Origin of the sequence: Methylobacterium nodulans ORS 2060 (assembly GCF_000022085.1) — a bacterium.
GTDB lineage: Bacteria > Pseudomonadota > Alphaproteobacteria > Rhizobiales > Beijerinckiaceae > Methylobacterium > Methylobacterium nodulans.
Genome location: NC_011887.1, coordinates 268,191 through 283,414, shown reverse-complemented (window position 1 = coordinate 283,414; position 15,224 = coordinate 268,191). Strand labels below are relative to the sequence as shown.

The following is a 15,224-nucleotide window of genomic DNA, read 5'->3' as shown; positions in this document are numbered from 1 at the left end:
CTTACGTCAGCAGTCTGGGCCGTTGATATTATTCGGCGGGCTGCATGCAGCCCTGCGCCGGGGCTCCCGGAGTACGGGAGGTTTTGCGCATGTCCTTCTTGACGAAGCGGGTGTCGTACCCGTTGAAGAGCGTGCCCAGCAGGCCGCGATCAAGGTCCGACGTTCCGAACAGCCAGTCCATGATAGGGAAGGTCAGGTTCATGTTGCGCTCCATCATGATCGATTGGTCATGGTGGGCCGTGTGATGCCGCCGGTTCGTGTTGATGAGCGGCATGTTGCGCACGAACCAGTTCTCATCGACGTGACAGCAGAAGTGCATGAACTCGTAGATCAAGTAGATGCTGGTCGTGGTCGTGATGAACAGCCATCCGACATTCGGCGTGAACAGGTTGCCGAGCACGATCGCGCCGGGGACCGACATCAGGGTGAAGGTCGCCAGGGCGTAGGGCGGGAAGAACGTCACTCGGTAATCGCGGTGATCGGCGAACCGCATCTCGTGATCGGTGAAGAATTGATGATGCTGGAGCGTGTGCCGATTGTAGACCGCGCGGGCGATCGGATTATTTGAAGGGCGATGCATGACATACCGGTGCAGCCACCACTCGAAGAAATTGCAGAACAGGAACACCACCGGGACAGTCAGCCACTCTAACCAGGTCACGCTGTGCAGGTTTGAAATATAAATATAGAGAGCTGTCAGACCAATCGTGTAGATGATAGCGATGTGTAAGAAGCCATTGTACCAGCCGGCGACACGCTGACGGTAGTTGGCGCGGTAGTTCCGCTGCCGTTCTGACATGTTGGTGACGGCAAGTTCCATCGTAGGCTCCCTTGGTTCGGTGGTGTCCGCGAGGGCCGAGTTGCGGCAGCAAGTGGCCCTCTGGATTTGGACGAGGCGAGCGGTGCCGCGTCCTCGTAAGCGATCAGTTCAGATGCATCGGACGGCTGCGCCATTTCGCGCCGGACACGTCCTGCGGGCGGATCGGCGTTGCCATGCCGTGCCCCCGTTTCCCTCTAATATACCCGTGATATATCACAGCGCAAGCGAGAATGCCCATGGCATCCAAAAATTCAGGAACGCGGGCGGGCCCGCGTTCCTGCGTCTCGCGCTAATGGGAGATCGCTTCGAGCGATTTGCCCTTCGTTTCGACGCCGAGGATCGCCACCGCCGCGGCGGCGATCACGAACGAGCCGCCACCGAGCGCGAAAACGCCGCCCTGACCGAGCACCGGAAGGATCACACCGATTGCATAAGGCCCGAGGAGTGAACCGACGCGGCCGATTGCGGACGCGCAACCTGCACCCGTGGCGCGCGCACGGGTCGGGTAGAGTTCGGGCGTGTAAGCGTAGAGCACGGACCACATCCCGAACAGGAAGAACTGCATCACCAGGCCGAAGGCGATGAGCCAGCCGAAGGACGGGGAGTGCCCGTAGAGGTAGGCGGCGATGGCGCTGCCGAGCAGCATCAGGACGGCGGTCGGCTTGCGGCCCCAGCCCTCGACCAGAAGAGCCGAGCTGATGAAGCCGGGGACACCAGCCAGCGAAATCAGGATCGTGTAGCTGACCGACTTGGTAACGCTGTGTCCGGCCTCCTGGAGCAGCGCACCGAGCCAAGTGGTGAGGCCATAGAAGCCGAGCAGCGCGAAGAACCACGTGAGCCAGATCATCACGGTCCGGCTGGCGTAGCCCGAACTCCAGAGTTCCAGGAACGAGAAGCGGCGCTCGCCCTGCGCCTGCGCCGGCAGGGGCTGCGGCTCGGGCAGAGGACGGCCGTCGAGGCGCGCCCGGACCTTCGCCTCGATGTCAGCGAGCACACGGTTTGCCTCATCGAAGCGCCCGCGATCGGCGAGCCAACGGGGCGATTCGGGCACGAACATCCGGACGACGAACAGGAACAGCGCCGGCACTGCCTGGGCCAGGAAGACCGCCCGCCAGCCGAACGTGCTCAGGAGGACGAGACTGAGGAGGCCGGCCGCGATGAAGCCAAGCGGCCAGAATCCCTCCAGCACGGCGAGATAGCGGCCGCGCTTCGCCGACGGCAGGAACTCCGAGACGATCGCCAGGGCGACCGGGAACTCCATGCCCATGCCGAAGCCGAGGAGCAGGCGGGCGTAGCCCAGGGCCGTGGAATCGGGTGCGTAGGCGCACCAGACGCTGCCGAGCCCCCAGAAGATCATGCTCACCTGAAAGACGAGCTTGCGGCCGAAGCGGTCGGCCAGCATCCCCGAGATCCCGGCCCCCAGGAACATGCCGACGAAGCTCATACTGGAGAGGAGCCCAGCCTGCGCGGTCGAGAGCCCGAATTCCGTCCGGATCGAGCCGAGCAGGAAGGTGAGTGAGCCGAGGTCGATCGAGTCGAAGAACCACGCGGTCGCGATGATGATGAAGATGGTGCGCTGGAACCCGGTCATCGGCAGGCGCTCCAGCCGTGCCGCGACCATCGCAGCCGAGCCTTGACCTGCCACCGCGGTCGCCGCGCCGAGTACCGGCGTGTCGGCGGGAAGTGCCACTTGCCCTGCCATCGTTTGCCTCCCTGACAGTCTTGTGCTGCGTGGTCAGCATGATGCATACGGCTGGGATGCACAAGATATATCACGCGGGTTTCAGGCCGGCCGCAGGTGTGCAGCAGCCGTGCGCCCCCCATATCTGCGTGGTATGAAGAGGCCTGACGAAGCTGATGGACCGCTGATGAATTACATCGCCGGCAAGCCGCCCGCAGTGCGCCCTGCAAGGCGTAGCAAGAAGCCCAATCACAAGGGAGCTTCCGCCGCCCCGCTTGACCCTGTCGAGCAAGGCGAGATCCAGGATCTGTCTCTGGCGGAGCAAGCCTACCATCAACTCGAGGAGTTGATCACAACTCTCGCCCTGCCACCCGGAACGGTTCTTGCAGAGCAGGGCCTTGCCCAACGCCTTCAGATTGGCCGGACGCCGATCCGTGAGGCCCTGCAGCGTCTGGCACGTGACGGCTTGGTCGTGGTGATTCCTCGACGCGGCATTCTCGTCTCGGAGATCAACCTGCGTACGCAGCTCCGCCTGTTGGAAACGCGACGGGTGCTGGAGCATCTGATTGCTCGACTTGCCGCCGAACGTGCCACCGCTGAGGAGCGTCGCGCCTTCGCGGAGATTGCCGCGAACATGCGCGCGGCCGCAGATGCCGCCGATGACATCGCTTTTATGCGTCTGGACCGGCAGTTCAACGAGCTTGCTGCCGCTGCATCACGGAATGAATTTGCTGTACGCTCCCTGAACTCGATGGCTGCTCTGTCAAGACGTTTCTGGTATCAGCATTACAAAGAAGCGGCGGATCTGCCGCTTGCGGCGAATCTTCATGCAGAGGTGTGCGAAGCCATTGCCAAACGCGACGTCAAGGCCGCGGGAGAAGCGTCCGACCGTCTGATGGATTATATCGACAGCTTTGCTCGAAAAACCCTGGATACATGACGAATGGCGCAGGGCATTGTCTGCTTAACTGACCAAAATTCACGCAATGAAGTGAATTCACTCCGAATGATCATGCCCGAAAACCCCAGTCGATTACATTGCTGGTATTACGGTCTGCCGTCGCTTTAACGTGCTGCGCGGGCTTGCGTGTCCCGCCTTCACGCGACGGCGAGCCATGCTGAGCGACACGCAATGGGCGCTTCTGGAGCCGCTGATCGAAGAGGGCCGGCCCACGGGCAAGACCCCGCCCGAAGATCTGTGCCGCACCATCTCGGCCATCCTCCGGCGCCACAAGAACGGCGCCAAGTGGCGCGCCATCCCGGAGGATCTCGGTCCCTGGTGGCGCGGGGCCCGGATCTTCGTTCGCGGGGGGCCCGGGCCGGCGTGTGAAAGCGCCTGCTCAGCCGCCCGCTTCGAGAAACCGCCTCAAGCTTCCTCGGCGTGCTCCGCCTCGCTACAATCGACTGGCTCAAGTGACGACAGGCCGCAATGCGTTTAAAGCGGCTTCTTGAGCATCCGCGCGCAGAGGCCGACGATGCCCTCGCGGAACAAGATCACGCAGATCACGAACACCACGCCCTGGATGATCGTCACCCAGGCGCCGAACTGCGCGAGGTAGTTCTCCATCGCCACGATCACGAAGGCGCCGATGATCGGCCCGAACACCGTGCCCATGCCGCCCACCAGCGTCATCAGCACCACCTCGCCCGACATCGACCAGTGCACGTCGGTGAGCGAGGCGAGCTGGAACACGATCGCCTTGGTCGCCCCGGCCAGCCCCGCCAGCGTGGTCGAGAGCACGAACACCGCCAGCTTGTACTGGCTCGCCCGGTAGCCCAGCGACACCGCCCGCGGCTCGTTGTCCCGGATCGCCTTCAGCACCTGGCCGAACGGCGAGTGGATGATGCGGTAGATCAGCAGCAGCCCCAGGAAGAAGATCAGCGCCACCAGCGCATACAGCACCCGGTCGTCCGCCAGGCTGATCACCCCGAACAGCTGGCCGCGCGGCACCGCCTGGATGCCGTCCTCGCCGCCGGTGAACGCCGCCTGCAGCGAGAAGAAGAACACCATCTGGGCCAGCGCCAGGGTGATCATCGAGAAGTAGATGCCCTGGCGCCGGATCGCCAGCGCCCCGAACACCAGGCCGAGCAGCGCCGCGGTGAGCGTGCCGGCCAGGATCGCCAGTTCCGGGCTCAGGCCCCAGACCTTGGCGCCATAGGCCGCGATGTAGCTCGCCATGCCGAAATAGGCGGCATGGCCGAAGCTGAGCAGCCCGCCGTAGCCGAGCAGAAGGTTGAAGGCCAGCGCGAACAGCGCGAAGCACAGCACCTTCATCAGGAAGACCGGGTAGAGGATCAGCGGCAGCACCGCGAGCGCGACCGCGATGCCGATGAACACCAGGCGGTGGAGCGCCTTGGTGTCGCGGCCCTCCGGCAGGGCGCTGGCGATGGGGGTGGCGTCGTCGGGCGCCGTGGCGGCGGAGTGGGCCATCTCAGGCGGTCCTTGCGGGAGCGGGAAGCGGAGGATGCAACATCAGGCGGTGCGTCCGAACAGGCCGGCGGGCTTGACCAGCAGCACCAGCACCATGATGACGAAGATCACGGTCGAGGAGGCTTCGGGGTAGAACACCTTGGTGAGGCCCTCGACCAGGCCGAGCGTGAAGCCGGTGACGATCGAGCCGAGGATCGAGCCCATGCCGCCGATCACCACCACGGCGAAGACCACGATGATGATGTCGGCGCCCATGTTGGGGTTGACCGAATAGACCGGGGCGGCGAGCACGCCCGCGAAGGCGGCGAGCGCGACGCCGAAGCCGTAGGTGAGGGTGAGCAGCAGCGGCACGTTGACGCCGAAGGCCTGGACCAGGGTCGGGTTCTCGGTGGCGGCGCGCAGGTAGGCGCCGAGCTTGGTCTTCTCGATCACCAGCCAGGTGGCGAGGCAGACCACGAGCGAGGCGACCACCACCCAGCCGCGGTAGTTGGGCAGGAACATGAAGGGCAGGCGCTGGCCGCCCGACAGTTCGGCGGGGATGGCGTAGGGCAGGCCCGAGACGCCGTACTGGTTGCGGAACAGGCCCTGGATGATGAGGGCGAGCCCGAAGGTGAGCAGCAGGCCGTAGAGGTGGTCGAGCTTGTACAGCCGCGCGATCAGGAGCCGCTCCAGGATCACCCCGAACAGGCCGACCGCGAGCGGGGCCAGCAGCAGCGCCCACCAGTAGCCGATGCCGGCGTAGTTCAAGAGCATCCAGGCCACGAAGGCGCCCATCATGTACTGGGCGCCGTGGGTGAAGTTGATGATGTTGAGGAGCCCGAAGATGATCGCGAGGCCGAGCGACAGGATCGCGTAGAACGAGCCGTTGATGAGGCCGAGCAGCAGCTGTCCGAACAGCGCCTGCAGGGGTACGCCGAAGATCATGGTCATGGCTCAGACGCCCAGGTATGCGTGCAGCTTGTCGATGTTGGCGTCGAGCTCGGCATTGGGGATCATGTCGATCACCCGCCCCTGCTCGACCACGAAATGCCGGTCCGCCACCGTCTGGGCGAAGCGGAAGTTCTGCTCCACCAGCACGATCGTGTAGCCCTCGCTCTTCAGCCGGGCCAGCGTGCGGCCGATCTGCTGCACGATCACCGGCGCAAGCCCCTCGGTCGGCTCGTCGAGCAGGATCAGCTTGGCCCCCGTGCGCAGGATGCGGCCGATCGCCAGCATCTGCTGCTCGCCCCCCGACAGCTTGGTGCCCTGGCTGCCCGCGCGCTCCTGCAGGTTCGGAAACAGCGTGTAGATCTGCTCCACGCTCATGCCGCCGGGCTTCACCCGCGGCGGCAGCATCAGGTTCTCGTAGACCGACAGGCTCGAGAAGATGCCCCGCTCCTCCGGCACGTAACCGAGACCCAGCTTGGCGATGCTGCGCGAGGCCATCCCGATCGTCTCGGTGCCGGCGTAGCGGATCGAGCCCTTGCGCTTGCCGAGGATCCCGATGATCGCCCGCAGCGTCGTGGTTTTGCCCGCGCCGTTGCGGCCGAGCAGCGTCACCACCTCGCCCGGCCGCACGTCGAAGCTGACGCCGTGCAGCACATGGCTCTCGCCGTACCAGCCCTCCAGCCCCTGGACCGCGAGCAGCGGCGCCGCGGCCGCGGATGTCGTCAGCGCCGCCTCAGCCATGTCCGGCTCCGATATAGGCCTCGACCACGCGGGGATCCTTCGAGACGGTGGCATAGTCGCCCTCCGCCAGCACCTGGCCGCGGGCCAGCACGGTGATGCGGTCGGACAGCGAGGCCACCACCGAGAGGTTGTGCTCGACCATCAGGATGGTGCGGTTGGCCGAGACCCGCCGGATCAGGGCGGCGGTGCGGTCGACGTCCTCGTGCCCCATGCCGGCCATCGGCTCGTCGAGCAGCAGCATGGCGGGATTGAGGGCGAGCGTGGTGGCGATCTCCAGGGCCCGCTTGCGGCCATAGGACAGCTCGACCGCCGGCACCTCGGCGAAGTCGGCCAGGCCCACCGCCTCGATCAAGCTGAGCGCCTCGTCGTTGAGGGCGCGCAGCACGCGCTCGGAGCGCCAGAAGTCGAAGGAATCGCCGCGCTGGCGCCGCTGCAGGGCGATGCGGACGTTCTCCTTGACGGTCAGGTGCGGGAAGACCGCCGAGATCTGGAAGGAGCGCACCAAGCCGAGCCGGGCCACGTCGGCGGGCTTCATCCGGGTGATGTCGCGGCCGTTGTAGCGGATCGCGCCGGCGGTGGGGGTGAGGAACTTGGTGAGCAGGTTGAAGCAGGTGGTCTTGCCGGCCCCGTTCGGGCCGATCAGCGCGTGGATCGTGCCGCGCTCGACCCGAAGCGCCACGCCGTTCACGGCGCGGAAGCCCTTGAATTCCATCGTCAGGCCTTCCGTGGCCAGCACGATGTCGCGATCGTCCGGCGCTGCGGCCCTCGCAGGCTGCATCGAAACCTCCCTGTTACCCGGACCCGCCGTCACGCGGGTCTCGTGAGGCTGGATCACCCTTCGGCGACCCAGCCCCGTTCAGCTCTCGCAAACGGATCTCAGCCCGCGAGGGCGAGCTGCATCCGCTGGTGGAACAGCGCCGCATCCATCTCGCGCAGTGACTCCGAGATGCGCGCGGGCGCGAACTCCATCTGACCGAGCACGTCGCGCTCGACATCGATCCCGGGGGCAATCTCGGTCAGGACGAGGCCCTCGGGGGTCATTTCGAACACCGCCCGTTCGGTCACAATCAAGGCGGTCTGTCCGCGTTCACGCACGCCGGCGCCGACGTCGTAGGTAATGCTCTCGACGCAGCGCGCGAACTTCTTGACCTTGCCTTCTTTAAGGACGCGCGTGCGCCCGTCCTCGTAGGCGATCGACAGGCCACCCGTCGTCATGGTGCCGGTGAAGACGAGCCGCTCCGCTCGCTCGGCGATGTCGATGAAGCCGCCGGCGCCGGGATTGGCCGCGCCGAAGCGGCTCACGTTCACGCGGCCCTTCTCGTCGAACTGGGCGAAGGCGAGCGCCGCGAAGCGGCACAGGCCGCCGTCGATCACGTCGAACTGGGTGACACCATCGAGGATCGCATCGGGGTTCACGTTGGCCGAGAACTGCCAGCCCGACATGACGACGCCGCCATAGGAACCGTGCTCGGTGGTGAACCACCAATCCTTGATCGCTCCGTCTTTGAACAGGCCCTGCTCGTTCATGACGAGAGGGATGTCGGCCGCTGCCCCGAAGCCGAAGATCGACAATTCGTGGCGCCGCACCTCCTTTGCCGCCCGGGCGGCGATGACCTTGTCGGGGCCCATCTCGGGCCGCGGCAGCTGCGAGAGGGGGATGCGCGTCCCGCTGAAATAGGACGGATCGTAGGGCACGCCCGTCGTCATCATCATGTCCTCATCGACGACGACGGCGTCCACGAACATGCCGGGCACGCGGACGGCGCTCGCCGGCCGTTCCCCGTGCGGCACGATCCGCCGGACCTGGGCGACGACCCGGCCGCCGCAGGCCTTGCAGGCGAGCACCAGGGCGAGGCTTGAGGAGGTCAGCGGCTCGTCCTCGAAGGACAGGTTGCCCTCCTCGTCCGCCGACGAGGCCCGCACGATGGCTGTGTCAATCGGCCAGGTCGGGTAGTAGAGCAGCCGCTCGCCGTCGAGCTCGATCGCCCGCACGAGGTCCTCGGCCGCCTTCGCGGTGAACTTGCCGCCGCCGAGATCCGGGTCGATGTAGGTGCCGAGCCCGACCCGGGTGATGTAACCTGGGCTTTTGCGGGCGACCTCGCGCAGCCAGTGCATCGAAGCGCCGATCGGCCAGGAATAGGCTTCGATCCGGTTCTCGCGCACGAGCCGCATCAGCTCGGGACGCTTGCCGGTGACCGGGTCCACGGGATTGATGAAGGAGCCGCTGACGATCCGCTTCATCAGCCCTTCCTGGGCGACGTGATCCATCCCCTTGATGCCTTGGGCATCCCCGGTCCCGCAGGGAAAGTAAAAGGTCAGGTCGCGCGGGGAGCCCGTCTCGCGGAAGCGGTCACCCAGGGCCTTGAGAATGCGGTCCGGGGTGATCCAGCCGATCACGCCGACAGAGGCCACCGTCGAGCCATCGCGGATGGTCTCGACGAAGCGGGCGGCATCGACAATCTTGGTCATGACCTCACCGTGAAGCGCGCGAGGGTGGCCTGGGCCGAGGCGGATTCGCAGTCGCGCGCGAACATCCGCGACGCGACGTTGTCGAGCCGTTCGGCATCGGCCATCACGAAGGGCTCGAAGAAGCGCTTGGTGGACGTCACCGCCTCGGGGGGGAGCTTGGCGAGCCCCTGCGCGACGGCGAGCGCCCGGTCGAGGGCGCCGCCCGCTTCGGCAGTGTAGTCGGCAACGCCGAGCCGCAGAGCCTCCCGGCCGTCGATCGACTCCACCCCCCAGGTCAGGAGCCGGGCCCGCACAGGCCCGACGCGGGCGAGCAGCGCCTGCAGCCCCCAGACCGGCAGCCAGCCGTTGGTGACCTCCGCGAGATGCCAGCGGGCATTCTCGGCGCTGACGACCACGTCGCAGGAGACGGCCAGGATGAAGCCGCCGCCGAGCGCGTAGCCCTCGACCGCCGCAACGACGGGCTTCGTCAGGAAGCCGATGCTGCGGGCAACCGTAGCGGTTTCGGCCTCGTGGTCGCACATAGCGGGGATCGAGAGGCCCCCGAGTTCCTTGAGATCGCTCCCCGCGCAGAAGGCCGGTGGCGCCCCCGTCAGCACGATCGCCCGCACGCTCTCGTCCGCATCGGCGGCGCGCAGGGCCGCCGACAGGGCCCGCATCGATTCCGTCCCCAGCGCGTTGCGCCGTGCCGCGCGATCAAGCGTCACGATCGCGACCGATCCCCTGGTCTCCGATCTCACCATGGTCCAATCCTCTTTAAGCGCCGCGTCCTGCAGGGCCCCGTTCCACCCTCGAATCCGCAGGCGAATGCCGCGCGCTCAGTCGAGCGCGGCCCCGTCCCGGTTGAGCAGCGCGCGCAGGTCGGCTCCCGAGATCGACCGGGTCGAGACCTTGTCCTTGACCGCGATCGCTGCGGCATGCCCGACGGCATGGCCGTAGGCGAAGCACTGCGCGGTGACCCGCGCCGAGGCGACGGCCTCGTGCTCGGCGGAGAGGCAGCGGCCCGCCGCCAGCAAGCCCTCGCCACGTTCCGGCACGAAGCAGCCGAAGGGCACCTCGTAGTAGTCGTTGAGCAGCCACTCGACGCGGGGCTTCTGGCCGGCATGCAGCTCGATCGGCCAGGGCGAGCGGGCAATGCCCTCGGGACTCTTCGCGCCCGAGACGACATCGGCGTTCATCAGGCGGGACCTGCCCGACATCTGCCGGGTCTGGCGGACGCCGACCTGCACGCCGGTGTCGTTGACGAAGGCGCTCTCGCAGCCGACGAGGTTGTCGCGGAAGAAGCGGGCGTATTCGCGCATCTGGCGCCGGCCCTCGAACTCCGCGTCGGTGAAGTCGAGCCAGCGCAGCGTATTCAGCTCCCGCCCGTCCGGCCCAAGCACGCGCGTGCAGTTGCACAGAAGCTCGCCGGGCCGCGTCGTCGGGAACAGCCAGATCTTGGCGCGCGGCAGATGGTACTCGCCGAGATTGTCCTTGCGGCGGATCAGCTCGGAGATCCGCTCCGGCATGATGGTGTCCTCGCCGTATTCCGCCTTGAAGCGGTCGACGTCGACGCCCATCAGGCGGAAGATCATGGTCGGGTTCTGGACGGTGCCGTTGTCGCCGATGAAGGAGGGAAGCCCGGCAAGGGCGACCACGTCGGCATCGCCGCTCGCATCAACCACGACGCTCGCGCGGGCATCGATGGGGCCTTCCTTCGTCCAGATCTCGAGCCCTTCGACGCGATCGCCCTCGCACAGGGCGCCGACGGCGACGGCGTGGAAGATCACCTCGATCCCCGCCTCGCGCAGGAAGCTGTCGGCCGTCTCGCGCCAGATCAGCGGATCGTGCACGCGGGTATAGGTCTTGCCGTAGGGCATCGGTGCACTGAGCCCCCCGAGACCGTCCAGACGGCGGCAGAACTCGTCGGCGAAGCCGAACACCACCTGCTCGGGTGGCGCCTGGCGATCATCGGTCGCCGCGTAGAGGCCGCAGACCGTGCCCGAAAGGCCCGCCACCGCGCCGCCGCCGCAGAAGCCGTAGCGCTCGACGAGCGTCACCTTGAGGCCCTGGCGCGCTGCCGTGACGGCGGCGGCGACACCCGCGGCCCCGCCACCGACGATCAGGACGTCCGACTGCAGCCGCATCCGGTCTCGACGGTCCATGCGTTCCTCCTCGACAACCGTTATGACACCGGTATATCGGTGGTGTACCGGTACTGATGGCCCCGGCCGCTGTCAACCGCGTTGTGTTGGCATTCAAGTTTCGCTCGTCTACGAGATCCCAGACCGAGCTGCGTCGAGGTCCCCGATGCTGAACAAGACCCCCTCGATTTCCCAGGCCGATGCGGCCTATTGCCGAATCGAGGAGATGATCGTCACACGTGAGCTCGCTCCCGGGCAGATGATCTCGGAGAAGCGCCTGAGCGAGCAGCTCGGATGCGGCCGCACGCCGCTGCGGGAGGCGCTGCAGCGGCTAAAGCTCGAAGGTTACGTCGAGATTCACGCAAGCCGCGGCATCCTGGTGGCGCCCATCGACGTCATGCGGCAGCTCGATCTCCTCGAGGTGCGCCGCTCGCTCGAGGACCTGATGGTACGGCTCGGCGCCGAGCGTGCGAGCGCGCCCGAGCGCGAGCACCTGCGGGCGCTGGCCCGCGACCTCCAGGACGCCGCTGCGGCCAATGACCGAACCGCCTTCCTACGACTGAACCGCGCCGTTCATCACGCGCTCTCCCGCGTCTCGCACAACGAGATGCTGGCGAGCACCATCGCCGTGGTGCACGGCCAGTCGCGGCGCTTCTGGTACTCGCAATTCGAGGGACAGGGCCTTTTTGAGCAGGCCGCGCGCTTCCACGGCGCGACCCTTGAGGCGGTTGCGGGCGGCAATGCCGACGAGGCCTCCCGCCACGCGGCCGCCTTCCTCGACTTCCTGGAGACGCTGACGCGCAACGCCATCGAGCGACGCGCGGCCTATGCGCGGTCGTGAAGTCTGCACCTGCGGCACGGGACAAGCCTCAGCCGACGTGCTGGAGAAGCTCGCGGGCGATGACGAGGCGCTGGACCTCGCTGGTGCCCTCGACGATCTGAAGGACCTTGGCCTCGCCCATCAGCCCCGAGACCTCGTAATCCTCGAAGATGCCGTAGCCGCCATGCACCTGCACGGCGAGATCGACAATCTCGCCCGCCATCTCGCTCGCGAAGAGCTTGGTCATGGAGGTTTCGAGGCGGAAGGGGCGGCCCGCATCGGCCAGGCAGGCGGCGTTGCGGACCATCAGCTCGGCGGCATGGATCTGCGTCATCGCATCGGCCAGGGGAAAGGTCAGGCCCTGGTTCTCGAAGATCGGCCGGCCGCCGACCCTGCGATCGCGGCCGTAGCGCGCCGCAAGGCCGAGGGCCTTCCGGGAGAGGCCAAGGGCGGCAGCTGCGACCAGGATGCGGCCGAGGCTCAGCGTCGTGAGGATCTGGCGAAGTCCCTCGCCCTGGGCACCGACCATCAGGCGGCCGGGGATGCGGCATTCGTCGAAGAACAGCTCGACCGAAGGAGCGATGCGCCAGCCGACCTTTCGTCCGGCCTTGCCGACCCGGAAGCCCGGCGTGCCCACCGGCACGACGAAGGTGGACAGGCCCTTGGCCCCCTTGTCCGGGTCGGTCACGGCGACGACCGCCGAGAGCCCATGCAGGTCGGTGCCGGCATTGGTCGAGAAGACCTTCGAACCGGTCAGGATCCAATCGTCGCCGTCGCGCACCGCGCGCGTGCGGGTGCTCGCCACGTCGGAGCCGCCATGCGGTTCGCTAACGCCGAAGGACGCGATGCAATCCCCGCGGCAGAGCGGCGCGAGCCATTCCCGCTTCAGCGCATCCGAGCCGAAACGGGCGATGACGCTCATCGGCGCGGAGTTGCACAGATAGATCGCAGCGAAGCCAGGCTCTACTTCAGCGAGAGTTTCCGCGACGATCGCGGCGCCCCGGGTGCCAAGGCCACCCCCCTCGTAGTCCGGGTCATAGGCCGTTCCCATGAAGCCCAGCCCCGCGAAGGCGCGCACGAGATCGGACGGGAACTCGTGCTGCTCCACGAAAGGCGCGATCCGGGCCTTGAGTTGCCCCTGGGCAAAGGCCTCGACCGCGCGCTTGAGGGCGCTCTCGTCGTCCGTGAGGTCGTTGAACATGCCGTATCTCCTGAGAGGGACTGCGCCGGCGCGGCGTCAGTTCTCGGCGGTCCAGAGGGCGCAGCGCGACTCGGCCTTGGAGGTGGCGGCCTCCTCACCGGGAATGACCTTGACGAGCTTGTAATAGTCCCACGGATACTTTGACTCTTCGGGAGTCTTGACCTGGACGAGGTACATGTCGTGGATCATCCGGCCGTCGGGCCGCACATGGCCGCCCTTGGCGAAGAAGTCGTTGATCGGCGTCGCCTTGATCTGCTTCATCACGGCCTCGCCCGCATCGGTGCCGGTGGCCTTGACCGCATCGAGGTAGGTGGTCACCGCCGAATAGTCGGCCGCGTGCAGCAGCGTCGGCATGCGGCCCAGCTTGGCGAAGTACTTCTTGGCCCAGGCACGGCTTTCGTCGTTGAGGTCCCAGTACCAGCCATCTGTCATGAACAGGTTCTTGGCGACCGGCAGACCGAGCGAATGCACGTCGGTCAGGTACATGTTCATCGCGACGATCTTCATCGTATCCGAGATGCCGAACTCGTGCGCGGCCTTGATCGAGTTGATTGTGTCGGCGCCGGCATTGGCGAGCGCCAGCGTGTCCGCGCCCGAGCCCTGCGCCTGCAGGAGGAAGGATGAGAAGTCGGAACTGCCGAGCGGGTGCTTGATCGAGCCGGCGACCGTGGCACCCTTGGCCGTGATGACGTCGCGGGTGTCCTTCTCGATCGACAGGCCGAAGACGTAATCTGCCGTCAGGAAGTACCAGTTCTTGCCTCCCGCGGCGACGATCGCCGAACCGGTCCCTTTGGACAGGGAAACCGTGTCGTAGGCGTAGTGAATGGTGAAGGGTGAGCACTCCTCGTTGGTCAGCCGCGAGGAGGTCGAGCCGATGGCGATGAAAGGCTTCTTGCGGTCAGCGGCGATTTTGGCGACCGCGAGCCCAACCGAGGAATTCGGCCCTGCGAGCACCATGTCGACACCGTCGCGGTCGATCCATTCCCGGACCTTGGCCGAGCCGATATCCGCCTTGTTCTGGTGGTCGGCGACGACGAACTCGATCTTCTTGCCGGCGACGGTGCCGCCGAAATCCGCGATCGCCATACGGATCGCCTCGGCTCCGCCGGGGCCGTCGGCATCCGCGTACATGCCGGACATGTCGGTGATCAGACCGATCTTGACGGTGTCGTCGGAGATCTGGGCCTCGGCCGTGCCGGCGAGCGGCAGGCTCAGCCCCAGCAACGCGAGCGTGGCGCAGAGATGGCGTCTGGTCATGGTTTCCTCCTGCAGACTGTCTTGTCGTGGATCCCGGGTTGTCGGCTGGTGCGGATTGCCTTCCGCTTCATTCCAGCCCCGGTCAGGACATCCGTTGTCGAACCTCGGCCGCTCCAGCTCGTGTCGAGCCTTGAGGGCCCGTTCTGCTGCTCCCGGATGGATTCGCCTGGGCACCATCCGCTATGCGACCGATATATCGGTGTGATATCGCTAGAGCCGCAGCAGCCTCGTGTCAACTACCCCCGAAATGCCCGGCACCGGAGGTAGTCCCGGCACCGGGACCGATCGGCCTGATTCGCCACCTGCTTGACCTCGGCCAGTTGCGGGAACTCATCCAGGTCGGGCGGATCGGCACACCGATTATCGATGTGACCTGGGACGGTGGACCGACCTTCGCCAAGAAGGTCGCCACCGTCGCCGAAGCCTTTGCCAAGCCGGTGGCGTTCCACGACTGCTCGGGCCCGGTGACGCTAGCGGTCTCGACCCATCTCGCGATGGCCTGTCCGAACGTCGTCGAGCAGGAGATCACTCGGGGCTTCTACTACGGTTGGTATCACGGATGCGTGGATCAGTTGCCCCCGCTCGAGAATGGCTTCATCCGCCCGCCCGAGGGGCACGGTCTCGGCCTCTCTCTGGCTGCTGACATCCTGACCCGGCCGGACGCGATCCTGCGCACGACGGAAGCCTGAGATTGGCGACAGACCCCTCGTCCTCTACACATCGAGTAACACTGGCGGGATCAGCAAGGATACGGCAA

Annotated in this window: 14 protein-coding genes and 1 pseudogene; 4 read left to right on the top strand and 11 right to left on the bottom strand. The window is 66.3% G+C overall.

The genetic code is table 11. The features are described 5' to 3' along the window. Positions 1-28: 28 nt before the first annotated feature. Positions 29-820, bottom strand: a complete 792-nt coding sequence (locus MNOD_RS39730; RefSeq protein WP_012631250.1) for a sterol desaturase family protein — start codon at positions 818-820, stop codon at positions 29-31. A 289-nt stretch (positions 821-1,109) separates the two neighbouring features. Beyond that, positions 1,110-2,522, bottom strand: a complete 1,413-nt coding sequence (locus MNOD_RS39725; RefSeq protein WP_043754025.1) for an MFS transporter — start codon at positions 2,520-2,522, stop codon at positions 1,110-1,112. 166 nt (positions 2,523-2,688) lie between these two features. Between MNOD_RS39725 and MNOD_RS39720 the strand changes: the two genes are divergently transcribed. Then, complete coding sequence (locus tag MNOD_RS39720) at positions 2,689-3,441, top strand: GntR family transcriptional regulator (RefSeq protein WP_012631248.1); 753 nt, start codon at positions 2,689-2,691, stop codon at positions 3,439-3,441. A gap of 175 nt (positions 3,442-3,616) precedes the next feature. Beyond that, positions 3,617-3,808 (top strand): annotated as a pseudogene (locus MNOD_RS45305) (transposase); the annotation flags it as partial. A gap of 128 nt (positions 3,809-3,936) precedes the next feature. On the opposite strand, the gene MNOD_RS39715 reads toward MNOD_RS45305, so the two are convergent. From MNOD_RS39715 to MNOD_RS39685, 7 genes are all read right to left on the bottom strand, one after another. Next, positions 3,937-4,932, bottom strand: a complete 996-nt coding sequence (locus tag MNOD_RS39715; RefSeq protein WP_012631247.1) for a branched-chain amino acid ABC transporter permease — start codon at positions 4,930-4,932, stop codon at positions 3,937-3,939. Positions 4,933-4,974: 42 nt separating this feature from the next. Next, positions 4,975-5,862 (bottom strand): branched-chain amino acid ABC transporter permease, encoded by an 888-nt coding sequence (locus tag MNOD_RS39710; protein ID WP_043754015.1) that lies wholly within the window; start codon positions 5,860-5,862, stop codon positions 4,975-4,977. Positions 5,863-5,865: 3 nt separating this feature from the next. Then, complete coding sequence (locus MNOD_RS39705; RefSeq protein ID WP_012631245.1) at positions 5,866-6,600, bottom strand: ABC transporter ATP-binding protein; 735 nt, start codon at positions 6,598-6,600, stop codon at positions 5,866-5,868. After that, positions 6,593-7,378: an ABC transporter ATP-binding protein gene (locus tag MNOD_RS39700; protein WP_012631244.1), complete on the bottom strand. Its 786-nt coding sequence runs from the start codon at positions 7,376-7,378 to the stop codon at positions 6,593-6,595. The genes MNOD_RS39705 and MNOD_RS39700 overlap by 8 nt, the downstream gene beginning before the upstream one ends. A gap of 98 nt (positions 7,379-7,476) precedes the next feature. Further along, complete coding sequence (locus MNOD_RS39695; protein ID WP_012631243.1) at positions 7,477-9,069, bottom strand: acyl CoA:acetate/3-ketoacid CoA transferase; 1,593 nt, start codon at positions 9,067-9,069, stop codon at positions 7,477-7,479. Continuing rightward, complete coding sequence (locus tag MNOD_RS39690; protein WP_012631242.1) at positions 9,066-9,809, bottom strand: enoyl-CoA hydratase/isomerase family protein; 744 nt, start codon at positions 9,807-9,809, stop codon at positions 9,066-9,068. The genes MNOD_RS39695 and MNOD_RS39690 overlap by 4 nt, the downstream gene beginning before the upstream one ends. A 75-nt stretch (positions 9,810-9,884) precedes the next feature. Next, on the bottom strand, positions 9,885-11,210 hold the full coding sequence (locus MNOD_RS39685) for an FAD-dependent oxidoreductase (protein WP_012631241.1): 1,326 nt from the start codon (positions 11,208-11,210) through the stop codon (positions 9,885-9,887). 145 nt (positions 11,211-11,355) lie between these two features. Here MNOD_RS39685 and MNOD_RS39680 point away from each other — a divergent pair, with 145 nt between their 5' ends. Further along, positions 11,356-12,030: a GntR family transcriptional regulator gene (locus tag MNOD_RS39680; RefSeq protein ID WP_012631240.1), complete on the top strand. Its 675-nt coding sequence runs from the start codon at positions 11,356-11,358 to the stop codon at positions 12,028-12,030. Positions 12,031-12,058: 28 nt separating this feature from the next. Here the strand turns inward: MNOD_RS39680 and MNOD_RS39675 are convergent, their stop codons facing one another. Further along, complete coding sequence (locus tag MNOD_RS39675; RefSeq protein WP_012631239.1) at positions 12,059-13,210, bottom strand: acyl-CoA dehydrogenase family protein; 1,152 nt, start codon at positions 13,208-13,210, stop codon at positions 12,059-12,061. Between the two features lie 36 nt (positions 13,211-13,246). Further along, on the bottom strand, positions 13,247-14,467 hold the full coding sequence (locus MNOD_RS39670) for an ABC transporter substrate-binding protein (RefSeq protein ID WP_012631238.1): 1,221 nt from the start codon (positions 14,465-14,467) through the stop codon (positions 13,247-13,249). 182 nt (positions 14,468-14,649) lie between these two features. Between MNOD_RS39670 and MNOD_RS39665 the strand changes: the two genes are divergently transcribed. Further along, positions 14,650-15,156 carry an enolase C-terminal domain-like protein gene (locus MNOD_RS39665; protein WP_083786747.1) on the top strand — a complete coding sequence of 169 codons (507 nt, stop codon included), beginning with the start codon at positions 14,650-14,652 and terminating at the stop codon, positions 15,154-15,156. Positions 15,157-15,224 lie beyond the last annotated feature (68 nt).

Bases quoted from the DNA above. Each gene is read 5' to 3' on its own strand.
- MNOD_RS39730 (WP_012631250.1), bottom strand. From the start codon at position 820: ATGGAACTTGCCGTCACCAACATGTCAGAACGGCAGCGGAACTACCGC.
- MNOD_RS39725 (WP_043754025.1), bottom strand. From the start codon at position 2,522: ATGGCAGGGCAAGTGGCACTTCCCGCCGACACGCCGGTACTCGGCGCG.
- MNOD_RS39720 (WP_012631248.1), top strand. From the start codon at position 2,689: ATGAATTACATCGCCGGCAAGCCGCCCGCAGTGCGCCCTGCAAGGCGT.
- MNOD_RS39715 (WP_012631247.1), bottom strand. From the start codon at position 4,932: ATGGCCCACTCCGCCGCCACGGCGCCCGACGACGCCACCCCCATCGCC.
- MNOD_RS39710 (WP_043754015.1), bottom strand. From the start codon at position 5,862: ATGACCATGATCTTCGGCGTACCCCTGCAGGCGCTGTTCGGACAGCTG.
- MNOD_RS39705 (WP_012631245.1), bottom strand. From the start codon at position 6,600: ATGGCTGAGGCGGCGCTGACGACATCCGCGGCCGCGGCGCCGCTGCTC.
- MNOD_RS39700 (WP_012631244.1), bottom strand. From the start codon at position 7,378: ATGCAGCCTGCGAGGGCCGCAGCGCCGGACGATCGCGACATCGTGCTG.
- MNOD_RS39695 (WP_012631243.1), bottom strand. From the start codon at position 9,069: ATGACCAAGATTGTCGATGCCGCCCGCTTCGTCGAGACCATCCGCGAT.
- MNOD_RS39690 (WP_012631242.1), bottom strand. From the start codon at position 9,809: ATGGTGAGATCGGAGACCAGGGGATCGGTCGCGATCGTGACGCTTGAT.
- MNOD_RS39685 (WP_012631241.1), bottom strand. From the start codon at position 11,210: ATGGACCGTCGAGACCGGATGCGGCTGCAGTCGGACGTCCTGATCGTC.
- MNOD_RS39680 (WP_012631240.1), top strand. From the start codon at position 11,356: ATGCTGAACAAGACCCCCTCGATTTCCCAGGCCGATGCGGCCTATTGC.
- MNOD_RS39675 (WP_012631239.1), bottom strand. From the start codon at position 13,210: ATGTTCAACGACCTCACGGACGACGAGAGCGCCCTCAAGCGCGCGGTC.
- MNOD_RS39670 (WP_012631238.1), bottom strand. From the start codon at position 14,467: ATGACCAGACGCCATCTCTGCGCCACGCTCGCGTTGCTGGGGCTGAGC.
- MNOD_RS39665 (WP_083786747.1), top strand. From the start codon at position 14,650: ATGCGACCGATATATCGGTGTGATATCGCTAGAGCCGCAGCAGCCTCG.